Annotated in this window: 22 protein-coding genes; 8 read left to right on the forward strand and 14 right to left on the reverse strand. The window is 70.1% G+C overall.

The features are described from left to right. Positions 1-5 precede the first annotated feature (5 nt). Both miaA and Prum_RS11645 read right to left on the reverse strand, forming a co-directional pair. Positions 6-1,001: a tRNA (adenosine(37)-N6)-dimethylallyltransferase MiaA gene (miaA, locus tag Prum_RS11640; RefSeq protein WP_173076356.1), complete on the reverse strand. Its 996-nt coding sequence runs from the start codon at positions 999-1,001 to the stop codon at positions 6-8. Next, positions 890-1,540, reverse strand: coding sequence for a class III extradiol dioxygenase subunit B-like domain-containing protein (locus Prum_RS11645; protein WP_173076358.1), 651 nt, complete (start codon positions 1,538-1,540; stop codon positions 890-892). Before Prum_RS11645 ends, miaA begins: the two co-directional genes overlap by 112 nt. A gap of 245 nt (positions 1,541-1,785) precedes the next feature. Between Prum_RS11645 and Prum_RS11650 the strand changes: the two genes are divergently transcribed. Beyond that, on the forward strand, positions 1,786-2,994 hold the full coding sequence (locus Prum_RS11650) for a DUF349 domain-containing protein (protein WP_173076360.1): 1,209 nt from the start codon (positions 1,786-1,788) through the stop codon (positions 2,992-2,994). 21 nt (positions 2,995-3,015) lie between these two features. On the opposite strand, the gene Prum_RS11655 is transcribed toward Prum_RS11650, so the two are convergent. Further along, positions 3,016-3,615: a TetR/AcrR family transcriptional regulator gene (locus Prum_RS11655; RefSeq protein WP_218577211.1), complete on the reverse strand. Its 600-nt coding sequence runs from the start codon at positions 3,613-3,615 to the stop codon at positions 3,016-3,018. 191 nt (positions 3,616-3,806) lie between these two features. Here Prum_RS11655 and Prum_RS11660 point away from each other — a divergent pair, with 191 nt between their 5' ends. Then, the gene (locus Prum_RS11660; RefSeq protein WP_173076362.1) at positions 3,807-5,975 is read left to right on the forward strand and encodes an MMPL family transporter; all 2,169 of its coding nucleotides are present in this window, start codon (positions 3,807-3,809) and stop codon (positions 5,973-5,975) included. Between the two features lie 151 nt (positions 5,976-6,126). Then, positions 6,127-7,737: a cellulase family glycosylhydrolase gene (locus Prum_RS11665; RefSeq protein WP_173076364.1), complete on the forward strand. Its 1,611-nt coding sequence runs from the start codon at positions 6,127-6,129 to the stop codon at positions 7,735-7,737. Positions 7,738-7,742: 5 nt separating this feature from the next. On the opposite strand, the gene miaB is transcribed toward Prum_RS11665, so the two are convergent. Next, entirely contained in the window at positions 7,743-9,275 is a 1,533-nt protein-coding gene (gene miaB / locus Prum_RS11670) for a tRNA (N6-isopentenyl adenosine(37)-C2)-methylthiotransferase MiaB (RefSeq protein ID WP_173076366.1), read from the reverse strand. Between the two features lie 36 nt (positions 9,276-9,311). Here miaB and Prum_RS11675 point away from each other — a divergent pair, with 36 nt between their 5' ends. Beyond that, positions 9,312-9,596, forward strand: coding sequence for a DUF2277 family protein (locus tag Prum_RS11675; protein WP_173076368.1), 285 nt, complete (start codon positions 9,312-9,314; stop codon positions 9,594-9,596). Here the strand turns inward: Prum_RS11675 and Prum_RS11680 are convergent. After that, complete coding sequence (locus tag Prum_RS11680; protein WP_246277822.1) at positions 9,560-9,871, reverse strand: hypothetical protein; 312 nt, start codon at positions 9,869-9,871, stop codon at positions 9,560-9,562. The genes Prum_RS11675 and Prum_RS11680 overlap by 37 nt on opposite strands. 325 nt (positions 9,872-10,196) lie before the next feature. Here Prum_RS11680 and Prum_RS11685 point away from each other — a divergent pair, with 325 nt between their 5' ends. The 4 genes from Prum_RS11685 to Prum_RS11700 all read left to right on the forward strand — a co-directional run bounded on the left by Prum_RS11685 (position 10,197) and on the right by Prum_RS11700 (position 13,496). Then, the gene (locus tag Prum_RS11685; protein ID WP_173076370.1) at positions 10,197-10,943 is read left to right on the forward strand and encodes an amino acid ABC transporter ATP-binding protein; all 747 of its coding nucleotides are present in this window, start codon (positions 10,197-10,199) and stop codon (positions 10,941-10,943) included. 72 nt (positions 10,944-11,015) lie between these two features. Next, complete coding sequence (locus Prum_RS11690) at positions 11,016-11,882, forward strand: glutamate ABC transporter substrate-binding protein (RefSeq protein ID WP_173076372.1); 867 nt, start codon at positions 11,016-11,018, stop codon at positions 11,880-11,882. A gap of 66 nt (positions 11,883-11,948) precedes the next feature. After that, positions 11,949-12,623, forward strand: a complete 675-nt coding sequence (locus tag Prum_RS11695; RefSeq protein ID WP_173076374.1) for an amino acid ABC transporter permease — start codon at positions 11,949-11,951, stop codon at positions 12,621-12,623. Next, positions 12,624-13,496, forward strand: a complete 873-nt coding sequence (locus tag Prum_RS11700) for an amino acid ABC transporter permease (RefSeq protein WP_173076376.1) — start codon at positions 12,624-12,626, stop codon at positions 13,494-13,496. A gap of 398 nt (positions 13,497-13,894) precedes the next feature. Here the strand turns inward: Prum_RS11700 and Prum_RS53715 are convergent, their stop codons facing one another. From Prum_RS53715 to Prum_RS11740, 9 genes are all read right to left on the reverse strand, one after another. After that, positions 13,895-14,017, reverse strand: coding sequence for a hypothetical protein (locus tag Prum_RS53715; protein ID WP_281368891.1), 123 nt, complete (start codon positions 14,015-14,017; stop codon positions 13,895-13,897). Positions 14,018-14,085: 68 nt separating this feature from the next. After that, on the reverse strand, positions 14,086-15,864 hold the full coding sequence (gene rny / locus Prum_RS11705; protein ID WP_173076377.1) for a ribonuclease Y: 1,779 nt from the start codon (positions 15,862-15,864) through the stop codon (positions 14,086-14,088). Positions 15,865-16,317: 453 nt separating this feature from the next. Continuing rightward, complete coding sequence (locus Prum_RS11710) at positions 16,318-17,025, reverse strand: 3-keto-5-aminohexanoate cleavage protein (RefSeq protein ID WP_173076379.1); 708 nt, start codon at positions 17,023-17,025, stop codon at positions 16,318-16,320. A 6-nt stretch (positions 17,026-17,031) separates the two neighbouring features. Beyond that, the gene (locus tag Prum_RS11715; RefSeq protein ID WP_173076382.1) at positions 17,032-17,637 is read right to left on the reverse strand and encodes a regulatory protein RecX; all 606 of its coding nucleotides are present in this window, start codon (positions 17,635-17,637) and stop codon (positions 17,032-17,034) included. Positions 17,638-17,648: 11 nt separating this feature from the next. After that, entirely contained in the window at positions 17,649-18,695 is a 1,047-nt protein-coding gene (gene recA / locus Prum_RS11720) for a recombinase RecA (protein ID WP_173076384.1), read from the reverse strand. A gap of 186 nt (positions 18,696-18,881) precedes the next feature. Next, positions 18,882-19,082 carry a DUF3046 domain-containing protein gene (locus Prum_RS11725; RefSeq protein WP_173076386.1) on the reverse strand — a complete coding sequence of 67 codons (201 nt, stop codon included), beginning with the start codon at positions 19,080-19,082 and terminating at the stop codon, positions 18,882-18,884. A gap of 14 nt (positions 19,083-19,096) precedes the next feature. Next, positions 19,097-19,534, reverse strand: coding sequence for a hypothetical protein (locus tag Prum_RS11730; RefSeq protein ID WP_173076388.1), 438 nt, complete (start codon positions 19,532-19,534; stop codon positions 19,097-19,099). Further along, positions 19,531-19,908, reverse strand: coding sequence for a hypothetical protein (locus Prum_RS11735; protein ID WP_173076390.1), 378 nt, complete (start codon positions 19,906-19,908; stop codon positions 19,531-19,533). Before Prum_RS11735 ends, Prum_RS11730 begins: the two co-directional genes overlap by 4 nt. Beyond that, entirely contained in the window at positions 19,905-20,402 is a 498-nt protein-coding gene (locus Prum_RS11740) for an RNA polymerase sigma factor (protein ID WP_246277823.1), read from the reverse strand. The genes Prum_RS11735 and Prum_RS11740 overlap by 4 nt, the downstream gene beginning before the upstream one ends.

Genomic DNA, 20,402 nt, shown 5'->3' on the forward strand with positions numbered 1-20,402 from the left:
CGCCATCATCCCGCAAGCGCGAGTGCGGCCGCCACGAGATCCGGGCGGGTCGCGTCGAGCCACCCGATCCGCGGGTCGCGGCGGAACCAGGTGCGCTGCCGGCGCACGAACCGCCGGGTGGCGCGCACGGTCTCGTCCCGCGCCTCGTCCCGCGTGGCGGCGCCGTCCAGGTACGCCAGCACCTGCTGGTAGCCGAGCGCCCGGCTGGCGGTGCGCCCGTCCCGCAGGCCCTGCTCGGCAAGCGCCGCGGTCTCCTCGACCAGCCCGTCCGCGAACATCTGGTCCACCCGCGTCTCCACCCGGACCGCCACGTCGGGCCGGTCGACGCCGATCTGGATGGCGTCGTAGTAGGGCTTGGGATCGGGCAGCGACGCGGTGAACGGCGCCCCGGTCAGCTCGATCACCTCCAGCGCCCGGACGATCCGCCGGCCGTTGCTGGGCAGGATCTTGGTGGCCGCGGCCGGGTCGGCGGCGCGCAGGCGCTCGTACAGACTCGCCGGACCGTTCGCCGACAGGTCGTCTTCGAGGCGCGCGCGAACCGCCGCGTCGGTGCCCGGGAACTCGAACTCCTCCAGCACCGCCCGCACGTACAGCCCGGAGCCGCCGACCACGATCGGCACCCGGCCGCGCGCCCGGATGCCGTCCACCGCCGCGCGGGCCAGCCGCTGGTACGCCGCGACGCTCGCCGGCTCGGTCACCGCCCAGATGTCGAGCACATGGTGCGGCACGTCCTCGCGTTCGGCCGGGGTGAGCTTGGCGGTGCCGATGTCCATGCCCCGGTAGAGCTGCATCGAGTCGGCGTTGACCACCTCGCCGCCGAGCGCGTGGGCGAGCGCGATGCTCAGCGCCGACTTACCGGCCGCGGTCGGCCCCACCACGGCGATGACGCTCACACCCGCTCCCAGGTCGCCACGAAGTACGCCACGCCGTAGGGCGCGTCGTCGTACTCCAGGGTGGCCCGCCACCGCCCGCCGGCGGCGGCCGCGGCCAGCACCTGCCATGGCGCCCGCCCGGCGACCATCAGCTCCGCGGACAGCACCGGGTCCAGCCCGAGCAGGGCGTCCAGGTCCGCCGTCGCCAAGGCCCGCGCGACCATTTCGTCGTACGGCTTGGCGCGCGGGTCGTCGTACCCGGGGGCCTGGATGCCCCGGCACGCCGACCCGTCCCCCATCACGAGCAGCGCCCATGGATCGCCGTCATCCCCGAGGCGGCGGCCGAACCTCACGCATCCATCGGCCGGTTCGTCCGCGGCGACGGTGGCCATCCGGTAGGTGTGGTTCTGACCCAGTGCCCGATTGACCAACCAGGCACCAACCGAAAGGCTGAGGGGCAGCGGAGTGCGCGGATCGCCGTCGGGCAGCCCCCACGGCGAAAAGGACCCCCGGGTCGGAGATACATAGTCTATTGTCGATGAATCGCTACCCAGGACCAGCAGCGACCGGGCGCCGGACGAGGCGATCCGGCGTATCGCCACGTCGCATGCGGCGCGCAACCCCGCCAATTCGGGGGCCGCGCCGCTGGCGATCTCTGGGACGATCATGGGCGGATAGGGACAGACCGCAGCGGCGACCAGGGGCACGTCAATACGGTAGCTGTCAGGCAACTGTGTCAGGCGCAAGGCGACCAAGGACACCGTATGGTCACGGTCAACCGCAAGCGCTCGACGGGGACCGGGTTGGACCTGTGACAATGCCGGGAGATACTCCGCTGCAAACATACTGCGCTGTGGCGGTGGCCGCCGGGTAACCCCCACCCGACGGTGCCGGGAAGAACGAGGATGGGCACATGAGCGACTGGACCGCCTTCGGTCGAGTGGACGCCGACGGCACGGTGTATGTCAAGACCGCAGAAGGCGAGCGCGTGGTCGGGTCCTGGCAAGCAGGGCCACCGGAGGAGGGTTTGGCCCATTTCGCACGCCGGTTCGCCGACAAGGTCACCGAGGTCAATCTGGTCGAGGCCCGCCTGAATTCCGGCGCCGCGGACGCGGCCCATTCCCTGGCGAGCGTGCGGCGCCTGCGGGCCGAGCTCGCCGAGGCGCACGTGGTCGGTGACATCGACGGGCTGTGCGCCCGGCTGGACAAGCTCTCCAGCCTCGCCGAGCAGAAGGCCGGCGAGGCGCGCGCCGCTCGCGAGGCGGCTCGTGCCGAGGCGCTGACCCGCAAGACCACCCTGGTCGAGGAGGCCGAAAAGCTGGCCGCCGAGTCGACCGGCTGGAAGACGGCCGGGGACCGGCTCAAGGAGATCCTCGACGAGTGGAAGACCATCCGCGGCGTCGACAAGAAGACCGACGGCGAGCTGTGGAAGCGGTTCGCCGCGGCCCGTGACTCGTTCACCCGCCGGCGGGGCGCCCACTTCGCGACCCTCGACGCCCAGCGCAAGCAGGCCCAGGGCGCCAAGGAGTCGCTCGTGGTCGAGGCCGAGACGCTCACCGAGTCCACCGACTGGGCGTCCACGGCCGCCCGGCTCAAGGACCTCATGGCCCAGTGGAAGGCCGCCCCCCGCGCCTCGAAGGAGGCCGAGCAGCGGCTCTGGGAGCGGTTCCGGGCGGCCCAGGACGCGTTCTTCACGCGGCGCAGCGAGGTCTTCTCGGCCCGCGACGCCGAGCAGCGCGGCAACCTCGACCGCAAGCACGCGCTGCTTTCCGAGGCCGAGGCGATCGACGTCGACGCCGACCCGCGCGCCGCGCAGGCCAAGCTGCGCGAGATCCAGGGCCAGTGGCACGACGCCGGCCGGGTGCCGCGCGAGTCGGCCACCGGTCTGGACCGCCGGCTCCGCACGGTCGAGGAGCGGGTACGTCAGGCGATGGAGTCGGCGTGGCGGCGCACCGAGCCGTCGGCCAACCCGCTGCTGGCGCAGATGCGCGAGCAGGTGGCCGAGGCCGAGGCGCGGCTCAACCGGGCGCGCGCGGCGGGCGACGCCAAGCGGATCCGCGAGGCCGAGCAGGCCCTCGCGTCGAAGCGGCAGTTCCTCCAGCTGGCCGAGCAGACGTCATAGTTTTTGTGATCAGGGCGTCCTTCAAGTCGTCATAGCGACTTGAGGGACGCCTTGATCACGAAGGACGCGCGGCAGGCCGAGCACCGCCGCGGCGGCGTCCAGCAGGGTGCCGCGGATCACGGCGGGCGACACGTCGGCCAGGATGGGCAGCGGGTTGAGGGCGGCGCCGAGCGCCTCGGCGGCCGCCACCGCACGGATCCGCTCGACGTCGGTCGGGTCCGGGCCGGCCAGCCACGTGTGCAACCGGCTGGCCAGCTCGATCACCTCGGCCCAGATCGGCTGGATCGTGGCGAGCACCGCGGGGACGTCGCGCATGAAGAGGGCGCACGCGCTGCGGTGCCGCAGCATGACGTCGAGGAACTGGCCGAGCACCACGCGGACCGTGTCCGGGTTGTGCGGCTGGCTCTCCGCGTACTCCACCGCCCAGCGCCAGTCGTCGACGAGCGGCTGCACCAGCGCGAGCAGGAGCGCCTGCTTCGACGGGTAGTGGTAGTAGAGCGATGCCTTGGTCATCCCGACCCGGTCGGCGATCTCGCGCAGGCTGGTCTGCTCGTACCCCTGCGCGGTGAACAACTCCATCGCCACGGCACGGATCCGGGCCTTGGTGTCTTCAGCGACCACGGTCGTGCACCTCCTCAGCGGGCCGATCGTATCTACCTATACCCCCGCACGCACTCTCAGCACCCTCTCAGCACACCTCCGGCATCATCCTGTGAATCGACTTGCCATACGCTGAGATCCTATCTACCGTGCGGCAGGTAGGCATCTACTTGCCGGACGGTAAGGACCGACGGTCGACTTGAGGGGGAGTCATGTTCGAACGGTTGGGGCGCTTCGTCGTCTACAACCCGTGGAAGGTCATCCTGGGGTGGGTGATCGCCGCGGCCGCCATCGTCGTCTTCGCGCCCACGCTGTCCGACGTCACCAGCTCGGACCAGGCGAACTTCCTGCCCAACAGCTACGAGTCGGTCAAGGCGCAGGAGCTGGCCGAGTCCGCGTTCGGGGAGTCCAGCGACTCGACCGCCACGATCGTCGTACGGCGTACCGACGGCCAGCCGCTGACCGACGCGGACTCCTCGATGGTCGGCACGCTGGCCCAGAAGGTCCAGTCCGCCAACATCGAGCGGGTCACCGGCGTGGTCACCGGGCCGCAGGCGGTCTCGCCCAACAAGCAGGTGCAGCTCGTCAGCGCCGGCCTGGAAGGGCTCCCCGACGACCAGAAGGTGATGGACGCGGTCCAGTCGATCCGCGACATCGCCAAGTCCGAGGTCACCGGGTCGCCGCTGACCCTCGCCGTCACCGGCGACGTGGCGATGCAGCTGGACAACCAGGACGCCTTCGAGAACGCGTTCGTGATCGTCGGTATCGCCACGGTCGCGCTGATCATCATCCTGCTGCTGGTGATCTACCGCAGCCCGATCGCGGCTCTGCTGCCGATCGTCACGGTCGGCGTCGTGAGCGCCATCGCGCCCGGCCTGATCGCCCTGGTGGCGAAGGCGACCGACCTGCAGGTCGACCAGTCACTGCAGATCATCCTGACCATCGTCCTGTACGGCGTCGGCACCGACTACATCCTGTTCCTGCTCTTCCGGTACCGGGAGCGGCTGCGCGCCGGCGACGACCGCAAGGAGGGCCTGGTCAAGTCCGTCGCGCGGGTCGGCGAGGTCATCGCCTCGGCCGCGGGCGCCATCGTGATCGCGTTCATGGCGCTGCTGCTGGCCGTGTTCGGCGCGTTCACCAGTCTCGGGCCGTCGCTGTCGATCGCGGTGGCGCTGATGGCGATCGCGGCGGTGACGCTGGTCCCCGCGGTCGTCTCGCTGTTCGGCCCGAAGGTCTTCTGGCCGTCCAAGTCCTGGCAGCGCGCCCCGCGCGGGAGCGTGATGCAGGCCGTCGGCAGGTTCGTCGGCCGGCGGCCGGCCGTGGTGGCGCTCGCGTCCGGCGGCCTGATGGTGGCCCTGGCGCTGGGCTCGCTCGCCATGCAGACCGACTACGACCAGACCGCGCAGCTCCCCGAGGACACCGAGTCCTCGCAGGGCTTCCGCGACCTGCAGGCCGGCTTCCCGCCTGGTGCGCTCAACCCCACCACCGTGTACGTCCGCAGCGACAGCGGGCAGCGGCTCGACCAGGCCGCCCTGGACCAGTACGCGAACAAGCTCAAGGAGGTGCCCGGCGTCGGCCAGGTCATGGCCGGTCCGGCCGGGTTGGCCACGCTGAGCCAGGACGGGACGGCGGCCCAGATCAGCCTGCTGCTGGCCGACAGCCCGTACTCGCAGGAGGCCCTCGACCTGGCCGGTGACGAGCTGCGCGACGTGGCGCACGCCAACACCCCGTCCGGGACCACCGCGTACGTGGGCGGCGCGACCTCGGTCTTCGCCGACATCCGGGACGCCAACGGCCGGGACCTGCGGGTCATCTTCCCGGTGGCGGGCGCGCTCATCGCGTTGATCCTGGCGCTGCTGCTGCGGGCCGTCGTGGCGCCGCTCTACCTGATGCTCGCGGTGGTGCTGGGCTTCTTCACCACGCTCGGCACGACGGTCCTGGTCTTCCAGGGCATCGGCGACCGGGCCGGGCTGTCGTTCATGCTGCCCACGATCCTGTACCTCTTCGTGGTGGCGATCGGCACCGACTACAACATCCTGATGATCGCCCGGCTCCGCGAGGAGGCGCGGCTCGGCAACGACCCGCGTACGGCGGCCGACCTGGCCGTCGAGCACGGCGGCCCGTCCGTCGCCGCGGCCGGTCTGATCCTGGCCGGCACGTTCGCCTCGATGATGCTGGGCGGCATCGCGTTCCTCACCGAGATGGGCTTCGCGGTCGCCATCGGCATCGCCATCTCGGCGTTCGTGATGTCGATGTTCCTGGTGCCGAGCCTCACCGCGCTGCTGGGCCGCAAGGCATGGTGGCCCGGACACGGCGACGCACCCAGCGGCACCGCCGAGCCGGCCGAGGAACGCGAACCCGTGGCCGCAGCTACCCATTAGACGTTCCTCACCCAAAGAACGAAGAGGGGCTCCCCGGCGGGGGAGCCCCTCTTCGTTTGACTCATACATTTACAAGCGTCACAATGATCCGCGGAGCCAGGGCAACGTTCTTTCCTCGACGCTGCTTTCCTATGAACGGAGAACCCTGGCAATGTCACGCAGAGCGCTTGCTAGCGCCCTTGCCGTCGCCACCACCGCCGCCGCCGGCTTCCTCGTCGCCATCGCCATGGCACCGGCCGCGCTCGCGGCGGGCACCGGCACCGGATACCTGCGCACCAGCGGCAATAAGATCATCGACAGCACCGGCGCGACGGTACGGCTGACCGGCATCAACTGGTTCGGCATGGAGACCGACAACAAGACCTTCCACGGCCTCTGGTCGAACAACCCGTGGCGCAACCAGCTCGACAAGATGGCCAGCCTGGGCTACAACACGCTGCGCATCCCGTTCTCGAACGACGCCCTCAAGCCGGGCGCCACCGCCACGGGCATCAACGACTTCGTCAACCCGGACCTGGTCGGCAACACCCCGCTGCAGATCCTCGACAAGGTCATCAACTACGCCGGCACCAAGGGTATGCGGGTCATCCTGGACCGGCACCGCCCGACCGCAGCCGGCCAGTCCGCGCTCTGGTACACGCCGACCGTCTCCGAGGCCACCTGGATCGCGGACTGGCGGATGCTCGCCCAGCGGTACGCCGGCAACACCACCGTCATCGGTGCCGACCTGCACAACGAGCCGCACGCCGAGGGCACCAACCCGAACGCGACCGGCGCGTGCTGGGGCTGCGGCGTGGAGAGCCGCGACTGGCGCCTCGCCGCCGAGCGGGCGGGCAACGCGATCCTCGCCGTACAGTCCAACTGGCTGATCTTCGTGGAGGGCGTGAGCTGCCCGAGCGGTGGCCTGTCGAACGTCTGGGACGGCGACCCGAGCAACGACGAGAGCTGCGGCTGGTGGGGCGGCAACCTGTCCAAGGCCGGCGCGTTCCCGGTCCGGCTCAACGTCGCGAACCGGCTGGTCTACTCACCCCACGAGTACGCCATCTCGGTGTACCACCAGGACTGGTTCGACGAGCCCAACTACCCGGCCAACATGCCGGCGCTGTGGGACGGCTTCTGGGGCTACCTCTACAAGCAGAACGTCGCCCCGATCATGATGGGCGAGTTCGGCAGCACCCTGGCCGACCCGAAGGACAAGGTCTGGCTCCAGGAGCTGATGAAGTACACCGGCACCGGGGTCAACGGCATGTCGTTCACGTACTGGTCGTGGAACCCGAACTCCGGTGACACGGGCGGCATCGCGCTGGACGACTGGACCAACATCAACACCGAGAAGCAGGCGATCCTGCAGCCGTACCTGATCGCGCCCGTGGGCGGCAACCCGACGACCGGCCCGACGTCCGCCGGCCCGACGTCGAGCGGTCCGACCACCAACCCGACCACCTCGGCTCCCGGTGCCTGCACCGCGACGTACACGCAGACGAACGCGTGGCAGGGCGGCTTCCAGGGCAACCTGACGGTGCGCAACACCGGCGGCGCGCTCAACCCGTGGAGCGTCACCTGGACCTGGCCGTCCGGCGTGACGCTGGGCAGCGGCTGGAACGCCACCGTGACGCAGAGCGGCACGACCGTGACGGCCGCCGCGCCGACGTGGGCACCGTCGCTCGCCGCCGGCGCGTCGGTGACGATCGGCTTCACCGCGAACGGCACGGCGTCCGCACCGGCGAGCGTCCGCCTGAACGGCGCCGCCTGCACCAGCTAGCGATCTCAGTCGTGGGCGCAGGCTGTCGCGGGAGCGGCGGCCTGCGCCGGCGGCGCACCCACCGTCGGCAGTCCCAAAAGGACTCCAGGGGTACGGGGTGCCCGCCCGCTCTCCCACGCGTCGCCGGCCCGGGTGCGGCGGTGACTCAGCGGTGCACCGTCGGCGTTGAGGTGATGCGGCGCCGCGTACGTAACCACAGTGGACACGACATCGCCGGGCCGGATCTGCGCCGCCCCACCGGTCGCGCCGTGCTGGCCGTTCGCTCCGGCTGGCGCCGTCGCGAAATGAACGAGCCGGCCGTCGCGGGCCCGCCCGGACATCCGCCCGGTGCGGCTGTCCTTGCGGCCCTCCCCCACGGCCACCAGCAGCTCGACCGTCTCACCCACGAGCGCCTTGTTTTCCGCCCAGGTGACGTCTTCGACGACCGCCATCAGCCGCTCGTACCGCTCCTGCACCACCTGCTTCGGCAGCTGGTCGGGCATCGACGCGGCCGGCGTACCCGGGCGCTTGGAGTACTGGAACGTGAACGCGCTGGCGAAGCGGGCCGCCCGCACCACGTCGAGCGTGCGCTGGAAGTCCTCTTCGGTCTCGCCGGGGAAGCCCACGATGATGTCGGTGGTGATGGCCGCGTCCGGCATGGCGGCGCGGACGTTCTCGATGATGCCGAGGTACTTGTCCGCCCGGTACGAGCGGCGCATCGCCTTGAGCACCGCGTCGGAGCCGGACTGCAGCGGCATGTGCAACTGGTGGCACACGTTCGGCGTATCGGCCATGGCCGCGATCACGTCGTCGGTGAAGTCCTTCGGGTGCGGGCTGGTGAAGCGCACCCGCTCCAGGCCGTCCACCCCGCCGCACGCCCGCAGCAGCTTGCCGAACGCGAGGCGGTCGCCGAACTCCACGCCGTACGAGTTGACGTTCTGGCCGAGCAGCGTCACCTCGAGCACGCCCTCGGCGACCAGCGCCTCGACCTCCGCGAGAACCTCGCCCGGCCGCCGGTCCTTCTCCTTGCCGCGCAGCGCGGGCACGATGCAGAAGGTGCAGGTGTTGTTGCACCCGACCGAGATCGAGACCCAGCCCGCGTACGTCGACTCGCGGCGCGCCGGCAGCGTCGAGGGGAAGACCTCCAGCGACTCCAGGATCTCCACCTCGGCCTCGGCGTTGTGCCGGGCGCGCTCCAGCAGCGCCGGCAGCGAGCCGATGTTGTGGGTGCCGAAGACCACGTCGACCCAGGGCGCCTTGGCGACGATCTCGCCGCGGTCCTTCTGCGCGAGGCAGCCGCCGACCGCGATCTGCATCCCGGGGTGCTGGTCCTTCACGGGACGCAGGTGACCGAGGTTGCCGTAGAGCCGGTTGTCGGCGTTCTCCCGTACCGCGCAGGTGTTGAACACCACGACGTCCGGATTGTCCGACTCGGCGGCGCGCACGTAGCCGGCCTGTTCCATCAGGCCGGATATCCGCTCGGAGTCGTGGACGTTCATCTGGCAGCCGTACGTCCGCACCTGGTAGGTACGCGGGCTGCCCTCAGTTGCGGTACTCATGACAGTGACCAGAGTATCGGGCGAGGGAGGACTGCCATGTGCCGGAGCATCGTCACGCTGCGGGAGCCGTACACGGAAGATGTGACCGACGCGGATATCGAGGCGGCCGCGCTGCAGTACATCCGCAAGGTCTCGGGATTCCGTACCCCCGCCGCTCATAACGCCGAGGCGTTTCACGCCGCGGTCGCCGCGGTGGCCGACGCCACGCGGACGCTGCTCGCCGACCTCGTGGTGCGCCCCAGCCCGACCGCCCTCACGCCGGCCGAGCGGACCGAGGCGAAGCGTCAGGCCAGGGCCAGGTCGGCCAGCGCCACCACCTGATCGGGCAGCCAGCGCGACTGGCGGCACTCGACCGACTCGCGGCAGCGCTGCGTCGCGATCGTGCACGGGCGCGCGTTGGAGTGGGCCGAACCGTCTTCGGTGTCGGCGACGTCGACGTGCGCCGGGCGCAGCGTGCCGTCCGGCAGGGCGAGCAGGTGGCGGCCCGGGTTGAGGGTGTCGTCCGGCACCAGGCAGCGGTGGCCGATGAGCCGGGCCACGGCCGCCACGACCACCGCCTCGGCGAAGTCGTCCAGCACCCCGTAGCACTCCACCATCGTCGGAAAATCGCCTGAAGTGTGCCAGACATCGCAAAGTATGACATCACGCGGCAACCGGCGCGGATCGGCGGCACCGAGCGGAACGACCGGGCGTGCCAATACCTCCCCCAGCGACATGCAGAACGTCACCGGAGGTATCTCGGCGTCCACCGACCAACTCCACATACGGGCCGAGGGGTTCATACGACGATGGTGGCGGTCCAGCACGGCACGCGTGGCCGCTGTTACTCCTCCGTGACCATCTAAGTGGCATTCCGACACTTCGACCCGCTTAAAGTGACTGCACCGAGGGCAATCGAGACCTACAGGACGGTGGACGAAGGTGACAGCGGGCGAACCGCTCATCGTGCTCGAGGCGGTCAACAAATGGTTCGGTCCGTTGCATGTGCTGCAGGACGTCAGCCTGTCGGTGGATCGGGGCGAGGTCGTCGTGGTGATCGGGCCCTCGGGCTCGGGCAAGTCCACGCTATGCCGCGCGATCAACCGCCTGGAACCGATCAACTCGGGCAGCATCGTGTTCGACGGAAAGCCGCTCCCCGCTGAAGGCCGGGCCCTGGCCCGGCTGCGCAGCGAGGTGGGCATGGTGTTCCAGTCGTTCAATCTGTTCGCGCACAAGACGATCCTGCAAAACGTCACGCTCGGGCCGATCAAGGTACGCAAGGAAAAGGCGGCCGTGGTGCGCGAGCGCGCCATGTCGCTGCTCGACCGGGTGGGCATCGCCAGCCAGGCCGAAAAGTACCCGGCCCAGCTGTCCGGCGGCCAGCAGCAGCGGGCCGCCATCGCCCGTGCGTTGGCGATGCAGCCCAAGGCCATGCTCTTCGACGAGCCGACGAGCGCACTCGACCCGGAGATGGTCGGTGAGGTGCTCGACGTGATGACGTCGCTGGCCCGCGAGGGCATGACGATGGTGGTTGTCACGCACGAGATGGGCTTCGCGCGGCACGCCGCCAACCGGGTCGTCTTCATGGCCGACGGCCAGCTCGTGGAGCAGGCACCGCCCGACGAGTTCTTCGGCAGCCCGAAGAGCGAGCGGGCCAAGGACTTCCTCTCGAAGATCCTGACGCACTAAGCGTCCACTGTGGAGCGCACCGATCGGGTGCTCCCTCGTATCGGGGGCTCCCTCGTAAGGAGGAGAATGACAATGCGTATTTCGCGGATGACGGCGATCGCCGCGGCTGCGGTGCTTTCGCTGGGCGTCGCGGCTTGCGGTGGCGACGACGGTGACGACACCGGCACCGGCGGCACCACGGCCAGCGGCATCATCGGCAAGGCGCAGGGCCAGAAGAAGCTCGTCATCGGCGTCAAGGGCGACCAGCCCGGCCTCGGGCTGCAGACCGGCACCACGTACGAGGGATTCGACATCGAGATCGGCAAGATCCTTGCCAAGGGGCTCGGCGTGCCGGAGTCCGGCATCGAGTGGAAGACCACCGTGTCGGCCAACCGGGAGCCGTTCATCCAGCAGGGCACCGTCGACCTGGTCGTCGCGACGTACACGATCAACGACGAGCGCAAGACCAAGGTGAACTTCGGCGGCCCGTACTACATCGCCGGCCAGGACCTGCTGGTGCCGACCGACTCGACCATCACCGGCCCGGAGTCGCTCGACGGCAAGAAGGTCTGCTCGGTGTCCGGGTCGACGCCGGCCAAGCGGATCCAGACCGAGTACCCGAAGGCGCAACTCCAGCAGTTCGACGCGTACTCGAAGTGCGTGACCGCGCTCGCGGGTGGCCAGGTCGACGCGGTGACCACCGACGACATCATCCTCGCCGGTTACGCGTCGCAGGCTGAGTACGCCGGCAAGTTCAAGGTCGTCGGCAAGACCTTCTCCACCGAGCCGTACGGCATCGGCCTGAAGAAGGACGACAGCGATGGCTGCAAGAAGATCAACGAGATCCTCACCGCGGCCGCCGCGGACGGCTCGTACAAGGCCGCCTGGGATTCCACCCTCGGCAAGAGCGGTAAGGCCGCTCCCACGCTGGACACCAGCAAGCTGACCAACTGCAGCTGAGCACGGAGCGAGGTGGGGCCGGCCGCGCGTCGGCCCCACCCGCTTGCTGGCGACAGGAGTGACTCCATGCACGTCTTCCAGGACGAGGCCAACCTCGACCTCTACCTGACCGGGTTCCTCTGGATCCTCAAGCTGACCGCCGCGTCCGCGGTGATCGCGCTCGTGCTGGGCGTACTGCTTGCGGCGATGCGGGTGTCGCCGATCCCGGTGCTGCGCGGCTTCGGCACGGCGTGGGTCAACATCTTCCGCAACACGCCGCTTACTCTGATCATCTTCTTCTGCTACTTCGGTCTCTTCTCGACGCTCGGCCTGAGCCTCTCGGACGACCTGAACCTCAACAACTACTGGCTCTCCGTCGTCGGACTGTCCGTGTACACCGCGGCGTTCGTCTGCGAGGCGCTTCGCTCCGGCATCAACACCGTGCCGCCCGGCCAGGCCGAAGCGGCGCGAGCGGTCGGGCTGACCTTCATCCAGATCCTGCGGATCATCATCCTGCCCCAGGCCGGCCGTGCGGTCATCGGCCCGCTGGGCAGCGTCTTCATCGCCCTCGCGAAGAACAGCACCATCGCCGGGACCATCGGCGTCATGGAGTCCTCCAACGCGATGAAGGAACTGATCAACGCCAACGGCGACGCGGTCATCGAAATCTTCCTCGTCTTCGCCGGAACGTTCGTCCTCTTCCTCGTGCCGACGGGTTACTTCTTCGGCTGGTTGGCCAATCGACTCGCGGTGAGGCGGTAAATGAGCGACACCACGGTCCTCTACGACCACCCGGGCCCGCGGGCGCGGCTGCGCAACCGCCTCCTGACCGCCGTCTTCGGCGTGGCCCTCCTCGCGCTGTTGTGGTGGATCTACCTCAAGTTCGACGAGAAGGGCCAGTTCGAGTCGCGGCTCTGGAAGCCCTTCACCGAACAGAACATCTGGGTCAACTTCATCTGGAAAGGTCTGCAGGCGACGCTGACCGCCGCGGTCACGGGCATGGTGCTGTCGCTCGCCTTCGGCATCATCTTCGCCGTCGGCCGGCTCTCCGAGCACCGGTGGATCAGCATCCCGGCCGGCATGGTCGTGGAGTTCTTCCGCGCCGTACCGCTGCTGCTGATGATCTTCTTCATCTTCTACGGCGTGCCGTTCCTCATCGAGGGCCCGGTGCCGGCGTTCTGGGCCGTGGTGATCGGCCTGACGCTCTACAACGGATCGGTGCTGGCCGAGGCGTTCCGCGCGGGCATCCGCGCCGTGCCGGGCGGGCAATCCGAGGCGGCGTACGCGGTCGGCATGCGCAAGAGCCAGGTCATGCAGAACATCCTCGTGCCACAGGCCGCCCGAGCGATGCTCCCGGTCATCGTGAGCCAGCTCGTCGTCCTGCTCAAGGACACCGCCCTCGGCTACATCGTGGCGTACCCCGAGCTGCTCCAGAAGGGCGTCAACGAGGTGGGGGCCCTCAAGGTCAACATCGTGCCGGCAGCCATCGTGGTGGCCATCATCTACATCATCATCAACTGGCTGCTGACCACCCTGGCCCAATGGCTCGAACGACGTACCAAGCGCCGCGGCAAGGCTCCCCGAGCGATCGAGGAGGCCGCCAAGGCCGCCACGGCGGTAGAGCCCCAGGGCTAGCCGCTGTCCGCGCAGCCCCCGCCGTTCAAGGCCCGCCGCGTCGATCAAGGACTTTGACGCCGATCAAGGGCAAACGGCCGTGGATCGGAGATCAAAGCACGGCCGTTTGCCCTTGATCGGCGTCAAAGTCCTTGATCGCCGTACGGATGGAGAGCCGGGCGACGAGCCGCCCCCCTCTCGCCCACGACCGGCATCAAAGTCGACGACAAGGGCACCCTTCTCACGCGACAACACCCAACCGGGGCACCCCACTGGGGTGGGCGCCGCCCGCGAACGCCACACATGCGCTGCACGAACGCCGCCACGGGCGACCCCGAGGGCCCTCGCACACCCCTCCGCGACCTTCGTCGATCAAGGAAAAGCCCGTCGATCAAGGGCAAACGGTCGTGGATCGGAGATCAAAGCACGGCCGTTTGCCCTTGATCGACGCGGCGGGCCTTGATCGACGCGGGCCAGCGCAGCACGCGGCGGGCCTTGATGGACGCGGTGGGCCGGCGCAGCGCGGGGCGGGGAGAGTGCACGGCGGGGAGAGTGCACGGCGGGGAGAGTGCACGGCGGGGAGAGTGCGCGGGGCGGGGAGTGGGCCGTGTTAGCGGGCGATCTCGGTTACCCGGGACTCGCGGACCACCGTCACCCGGATCTGGCCGGGGTACGTCAGTTCCTCCTCGATCTGCTTGGCCACGTCCCGGGCCAGCACCGCCGCGCCGATGTCGTCGACGTCGTCCGGCTTGACCATCACCCGGATCTCGCGCCCGGCCTGCATCGCGAAGACCTTCTCCACGCCCGACTTTCCGCCGGCGATCTCCTCGATCCGCTCCAGCCGGTTGACGTACGCCTCCAGGCTCTCCCGCCGCGCCCCCGGCCGCCCGCCGGAGCAGGCGTCGGACGCCTGCGTGAGAACCGCTTCGATGGTTTGCGGCGTGACCTCGTTGTGGTGCGCTTCGATCGCGTGGACCACCTCTTCGGACTCGCCGAACTTGCGGGCCAGGTCGGCGCCGATCAGCGCGTGGCTGCCCTCCACCTCGTGGGTGAGCGCCTTGCCGATGTCGTGCAGGAACGCGCACCGCTTGATGATCTGGGCGTCCAGCCGCAGCTCGGCGGCCATGATGCCGGCGATGTGGGCGGTCTCGACGAGGTGCTTGAGCACGTTCTGCCCGTACGAGGTCCGGTAGCGCAGCCGCCCCAGCAGCGTCATCAGCTCGGGGTGCATGTCCGTGATCCCGACCTCCACCAGCGCGTCCTCCGCCGCGCGCTCGCATAGCCGTTCCACCTCGTGCTTGGCGGTCTCGAAGACCTCCTCGATGCGGTGCGGGTGGATCCGCCCGTCGAGCACCAGCTTTTCCAGGGTGAGCCGGCCGATTTCCCGGCGTACCGGGTCGAAGCAGGACAGCAGCACCGCCTCGGGCGTGTCATCGATGATCAGGTTCACGCCGGTCACCGACTCGAACGCGCGGATGTTGCGCCCCTCGCGCCCGATGATCCGGCCCTTCATCTCGTCGCCGGGCAGGTGCAGGACGCTGACCACGCTCTCCGCGGTCTGCTCGCTGGCCACCCGCTGGATCGCGTCCACCACGATGTGCCGGGCGCGCTGCTCGGCGGTGTTGCGGGCGTCGCTCTCGATGTCCCGGACGAGCAGCGCCGCCTCCCGCTTGGCCTGGCCCTCGATGGCCTCGACCAGCTCGGCGCGCGCCGCGTCCACGGTCAGCCCGGCGATCCGTTCCAGCTCGCGCCGGCGTACCACCTCGGCCTCGGCCAGCGTCGACTCGCGCGCGAGGAGCGCCGCCTCCCGGTCGGTGAGCTCGGCCTCCGCCGCCGCGGTCCGGCGGTCGCGCTCGGCCAGCCGGTCGGCCTCCTCTCTGTGCAGCCGCTCCCGGTCGTCGATCCGCGAGGTCCGGCGTTCCAGCTCGGCGGCCTGCTCCTTGGCGGCCTCGGTCAGCATGGCGATCTCCCGCTCGCCGCTGCGCCGCGCCGCCGTCCGCACCTGCTCGGCGTCCGTTTCGGCCTGCCGGTGGGCCCGTTCGAGGATGGTGTCCGCTTCGGCCCGCGCCGTGTCGAGCACGCGGCGGGCCTCCGCCCGGGCCGCGCGCGCCTCGGCCTTGGCCTCCGCGGCGTCCGTGCGGGCGGTGGTCGCGGCCGTCTTGGCCTGCTCCACCGCCGACGACGCCTCGCCCGCCGCGCTGCGCAGCGCGGCCAGGGACTGCTCCTGCCGGTCCAGCTCCGCCGTGTACGCCGGGTCGTCGACCCGCGCCGTCGCCGGCTGGAACGCGGTGAGTCCGCGCAACGCCCGCGCCCCAAAAACAAGACCGCCGAGCACGAGTACGGCCAGCGCCAGCACCGCGATCAGCAGTACTGCCTCTACCCCGCCCATGCCGCCTCCCTTCGCCGCCGTGACGCCGGAGAGTTGTGCCCTCCTGTTGACGCGCCATACGGCTGTCGAACGCCCGACCGAGGCAGCGGGCCGCGGATACGGACCACCGGCGACGCCCCTCGGGGCCTCGCCACTGGCCAGTTATGTCACGCCGTCGCCGACGCGGCCCGGTCGACGACGGATCTAAAGTGATGCCGTACTGTTACGCGATCTATGTTGTGCGATTAGCCTGCGATTGGTCGGGCCTTCTCGTCTGTAACGCGAGGCTAGGTCGCGAGTGGCGGTTCGGTCAAGGACCCATGATCCGACCGAAGCCGGGACGTACGGCATTGGACCGCTCACGCGCAGGTCATGACCGGTACGGGCAATCCGGGACGAGTCACGAACGCGGCACATTTTTCGGCCCACGCCGAGCAGCAAATGGCCGATCAAGGCCCACCCGAAGGGCTTGATCTAAGTCACCCCAAAGGTTACCGCCGCTTCCACCAGAGTGATGTTGCCGGCTGCCATCGTGCCATCCGGCATCGTCCGGGTGTCCTCCAGCCCTGTGCGGGTGTCGAGCCCGAGCCGCACCGCCTCCCGGATGACCGCCCAGACCGCCGGGCCCTCCGCGTGCAGCAGCACCGGCGGCACCCCGGTGGACGGAAGCGCGGCCAGCATCGCCGCCGCGTTCGCCAGGGCCGCGTCCTCGTCCGGCTCCATGCACTCCAGCAGGAGCCGGACGCACGGGACGCGCCAGCCCCGGTATGCCTCGACCGCCGCCGGGGTCCACAGCCCCGCCTCGACGCCGATCCCGCGGGCGTGCAGGGCGGCCGCGACCCGCTCGGCCCCCTCTTCATGGGCGTTGACCGAGGCGAAGTCCGGCACATTCATCCAACTCAGTACGGCCGCCACGCGCGCGTCGGGATCCGGCTCGATCCAGGCGCCGGTGCTCACCCCGACCGGGAGCGCCGGACACGCTCGCCGCAGCGCCGTGACGGCTGCCCCGGTGGCCTCCGCGGCCAGCGACTCCCGGCCGTCCACGTCACGCGGGTGGATGTGCACGGCGCCGGCCAGCACGCTCTCGCAGCGCACCGCGTCGGCGGCCAGCTCCGCCGGGGTGATCGGCACCGCGGGATGCTCGTCGCGCCGCACTCCCCCGTTGAGGGCGACAATGAACACTGTCCACTACTCCCCGATGAACGCGTCCTCGTCGATGTCGTCGGGGAGGTCGGCCATGGCGTCCTTGACCGCCCGGATCGCCACCCCGGGCGGGTAGCCCTTGCGGGCCAGCATGCCCACCAGCCGCCGGAAGACCGCGTCGGGCGCCCCCGTGGCGGTACGCAGCTTGCGGTCGACCAGCGCCCGCGCGGTGGCCGCCTCGGTGTCCGGGTCGAGATCCTCCAGGGCGGCTCCGGCGGTCTCCGCGTCGACGCCGTGCTGGCGCAGCTCGCTGGCCAGCGCCCGGCGCGCCAACCCGCGCCCGTGGTGGCGGCTGGACACCCAGGCCCGCGCGAACGCGGCGTCGTCGATCAGGCCGACCTCGTCGTACCGGTCGAGCACCTCGCCGGCCACCTCCGCCGAGATCCCCCGCTTGGCGAGCGCGGCGGCCAGCTCGGCCCGGGTACGCGGACGCACCGCGAGCTGCTTGAGGCAGATCTCCCGGGCCTGCTCGGCCTCGTCTCGCTCCTCGGGCTGGGCCGCTGGACGCGCCTGGGCCGGGGTCGCGCGCGCCCGAGGTGGGGCGGCATCCCAACCCCGCCCCGAGCGCGCTCCCCGCCGTCGTCCGGCCATCGTGACCGTCGTCAGAAGTCGACCGGCGGCAGCTCAGGGCCGCCGGCCTCGTCGCCCGCACCCTGCCCGACGCCGAGCTTTTCCAGGATCTTCTTCTCGATCTCGGCGGCCACGTCAGGGTTTTCCTTCAGGAACTCGCGCGCCTTTTCCTTGCCCTGGCCCAGCTGGTCCCCGTCGTACGTGTACCAGGCGCCGGACTTGCGGATGATGCTCTGCTCGACGCCGACGTCGATGAGCGAGCCCTCGCGGGAGATGCCCTTGCCGTACATGATGTCGAACTCGGCCTGCTTGAACGGGGCGGCCACCTTGTTCTTGACCACCTTGACGCGGGTCCGGTTGCCGACCACGTCGGTGCCGTCCTTGAGGCTCTCGATCCGCCGTACGTCGAGGCGGACCGACGCGTAGAACTTCAGCGCGCGGCCACCCGTCGTCGTCTCGGGCGAGCCGAACATCACGCCGATCTTCTCGCGGAGCTGGTTGATGAAGATCGCCGTCGTGCCGGTGTTGTTGAGGATGCCGGTGATCTTGCGCAGCGCCTGGCTCATCAGCCGCGCCTGCAGACCCACGTGGCTGTCGCCCATCTCGCCCTCGATCTCGGCGCGCGGCACCAGCGCCGCCACCGAGTCGATCACGATGACGTCGAGCGAGCCGGAGCGGATCAGCATGTCCGCGATCTCCAGGGCCTGCTCACCCGTGTCGGGCTGGGAGACCAGCAGCTGGTCGGTGTCGACGCCGAGCGCCTTGGCGTACTCCGGGTCGAGCGCGTGCTCGGCGTCGATGAACGCCGCGATGCCGCCGGCCCGCTGCGCGTTGGCCACCGCGTGCAGCGCCACGGTCGTCTTACCCGACGACTCCGGTCCGTAGATCTCCACCACCCGGCCGCGCGGCAGGCCGCCGACGCCGAGCGCCACGTCGAGCGCGATCGAGCCGGTCGGGATGATCGCGGTCTGCACGACCGGGCGCTCCCCCAGCCGCATGACCGAACCCTTGCCGAACTGCTTGTCGATCTGCGCAAGAGCGAGGTCGAGTGCCTTCTCCCGGTCAGGTATTGCCGCCATTGCCGCCACCCCTACATTCGCCGTCTTAGCGGGCGTCTTCGCCGAAGAGCTTCTCGTCACGCGGACACGCTAGGCGCTGGGTCTGACAGAAAACAGCCGACGGGCCGTGACCTGTGGACAAGCGCCCCAGCTGTGGACAATAGCCGAACACCTGTACGACGCAAGCAACGACCCGCCGAAGAGACATCAATGCAGCTGGCGGGGCACCCGCTCGGGGTACGCGGCGACCACGGCCCGCCAAACCACCACGGTGGGGGTGCCGGCGTCGAGGGCCTGCCGGATGGTGCGGCCGTCGAGCTGGGGCAACACCTGGTCGGAGGCGAGGCTCGCCGCGTACCCGGGCCCGAATGCCTGCTCCAAGCGCGCCCAGAAGTCCGTCAACCGCACCCGGCAAAACTAGCTCACCATGTATAAGAGCCCACCCGCGGCTGGAACGTCTCGCCGTTCCAGCGCATGACCACCTCGCGCGGGTTGTCCGGCTGCCCGTCCGGGATCGCCGACGGCGGGATCTCGGGCTGCGCGTCGAGGTCGTCGAGCGTCACGGCGAGGGTGTCGCCGGTCACGCCGAAGCTGTCCAGGATCGGCCGCGGCGAGTCGAACCGGCGGTTGTCCGAGACGGGCACGTCGAGCACCTGGTAGCCGTCGTCGACGCGCTTGAACACGTACAGGTTGACGGTCCGCCGCCCGCCCTCGGGCGCGCAGGCGATGGTGGTGATGATCTCGTTCACCCCGTCGCCGTCGAGGTCGCCCATGGCCGCGGAGAGGCTGTGGTCCGGCATGGTGGGGTGGCCGCCGATCTGGTACGTCGTGGTGCCCACGGTCGCGGTCGCGGGGTTCATGCCGTCGCTGTGGAAGACCACCTCGCCGCCCGGACACGCGGGCGCCCCGGCCGTGCCAGGCTGCGCGATGGTCGGCAACCGGGTGCGGAACGTCTCCAGGTCGATGCGCCCCGGCAGGCCCGGTTGCGTGGTCGCCGGCGGTTGGCCGCCGGGGGCATCGGCGCACGCTCCTTGCCGTCGCCGCCGCCGAACAACACGACGGGTGCGGCCGCGATCGCGATCACGCCGGCACCGAGCGCGGCGACCGCCACGACGGTGCGCCGGCCCGAGCGGTGCCGGGCCGCCCCGGTGATCTGCTCGACGGGCGGTGCGGTGAACCCCGCGGGCGCCGTCGTCCGAAACTCGGTCATCAGCGACTCGATCCGGTCGGTCATGCTGCACCACTTTCTACGGAGGATTGATGAGCCGGCCCGAGGTGCGCCGCCAACTCCTGGCGCCCGCGGTGCAGCCACGACAGGACCGTGCCCTTCGGCACGTCGAGCTGTGCGGCGACCTCGGCCACGGGCAGGTCGGCGATGTAGTGCAGGACCAGCGCCCGCCGGTGTCTGTCGGGGATCCGCTGCAGCCCGGCCACGAGCGCGACGTGATCCGGGCGTACAGGCTCCGCGTCGGCCCGCCCGAGCAGGCGCAACCGCACGCGCGCCGCCATCAGCAGGTGGCGCCACCGGCTGGCCGCCAGGTTCCAGGCGACCTTGCGCACCCAGGCGATCGGGTCCTCGTACCCGCTCACCGCGTCCCAGCGCTGCCAGGCCCGCAGGAACGCCTCTTGAACCACGTCCTCGGCCTCCGCCGCGTCGCCGAGGTAGGCGTACAGCTGCGCCGCGAGCGGACCGTACCGGCTCCGGTAGAAGGCTTCGAAGTCATTCAC

The organism is Phytohabitans rumicis (genome assembly GCF_011764445.1).
Taxonomy (GTDB): Bacteria; Actinomycetota; Actinomycetes; order Mycobacteriales; family Micromonosporaceae; genus Phytohabitans; species Phytohabitans rumicis.

Excerpts from the sequence above, each read along its gene's own strand:
- miaA (WP_173076356.1), bottom strand. The coding sequence starts at position 1,001 with ATGGCAGGTGCTGGCCGCGGCCGCCGCCGGCGGGCGGTGGCGGGCCAC.
- Prum_RS11645 (WP_173076358.1), bottom strand. The coding sequence starts at position 1,540 with ATGATCGTCCCAGAGATCGCCAGCGGCGCGGCCCCCGAATTGGCGGGG.
- Prum_RS11650 (WP_173076360.1), top strand. The coding sequence starts at position 1,786 with ATGAGCGACTGGACCGCCTTCGGTCGAGTGGACGCCGACGGCACGGTG.
- Prum_RS11660 (WP_173076362.1), top strand. The coding sequence starts at position 3,807 with ATGTTCGAACGGTTGGGGCGCTTCGTCGTCTACAACCCGTGGAAGGTC.
- Prum_RS11665 (WP_173076364.1), top strand. The coding sequence starts at position 6,127 with ATGTCACGCAGAGCGCTTGCTAGCGCCCTTGCCGTCGCCACCACCGCC.
- miaB (WP_173076366.1), bottom strand. The coding sequence starts at position 9,275 with ATGAGTACCGCAACTGAGGGCAGCCCGCGTACCTACCAGGTGCGGACG.
- Prum_RS11675 (WP_173076368.1), top strand. The coding sequence starts at position 9,312 with ATGTGCCGGAGCATCGTCACGCTGCGGGAGCCGTACACGGAAGATGTG.
- Prum_RS11680 (WP_246277822.1), bottom strand. The coding sequence starts at position 9,871 with ATGGTGGAGTGCTACGGGGTGCTGGACGACTTCGCCGAGGCGGTGGTC.
- Prum_RS11690 (WP_173076372.1), top strand. The coding sequence starts at position 11,016 with ATGCGTATTTCGCGGATGACGGCGATCGCCGCGGCTGCGGTGCTTTCG.
- Prum_RS11695 (WP_173076374.1), top strand. The coding sequence starts at position 11,949 with ATGCACGTCTTCCAGGACGAGGCCAACCTCGACCTCTACCTGACCGGG.
- Prum_RS11700 (WP_173076376.1), top strand. The coding sequence starts at position 12,624 with ATGAGCGACACCACGGTCCTCTACGACCACCCGGGCCCGCGGGCGCGG.
- rny (WP_173076377.1), bottom strand. The coding sequence starts at position 15,864 with ATGGGCGGGGTAGAGGCAGTACTGCTGATCGCGGTGCTGGCGCTGGCC.
- Prum_RS11715 (WP_173076382.1), bottom strand. The coding sequence starts at position 17,637 with ATGGCCGGACGACGGCGGGGAGCGCGCTCGGGGCGGGGTTGGGATGCC.
- recA (WP_173076384.1), bottom strand. The coding sequence starts at position 18,695 with ATGGCGGCAATACCTGACCGGGAGAAGGCACTCGACCTCGCTCTTGCG.
- Prum_RS11730 (WP_173076388.1), bottom strand. The coding sequence starts at position 19,534 with ATGAACCCCGCGACCGCGACCGTGGGCACCACGACGTACCAGATCGGC.
- Prum_RS11735 (WP_173076390.1), bottom strand. The coding sequence starts at position 19,908 with ATGACCGACCGGATCGAGTCGCTGATGACCGAGTTTCGGACGACGGCG.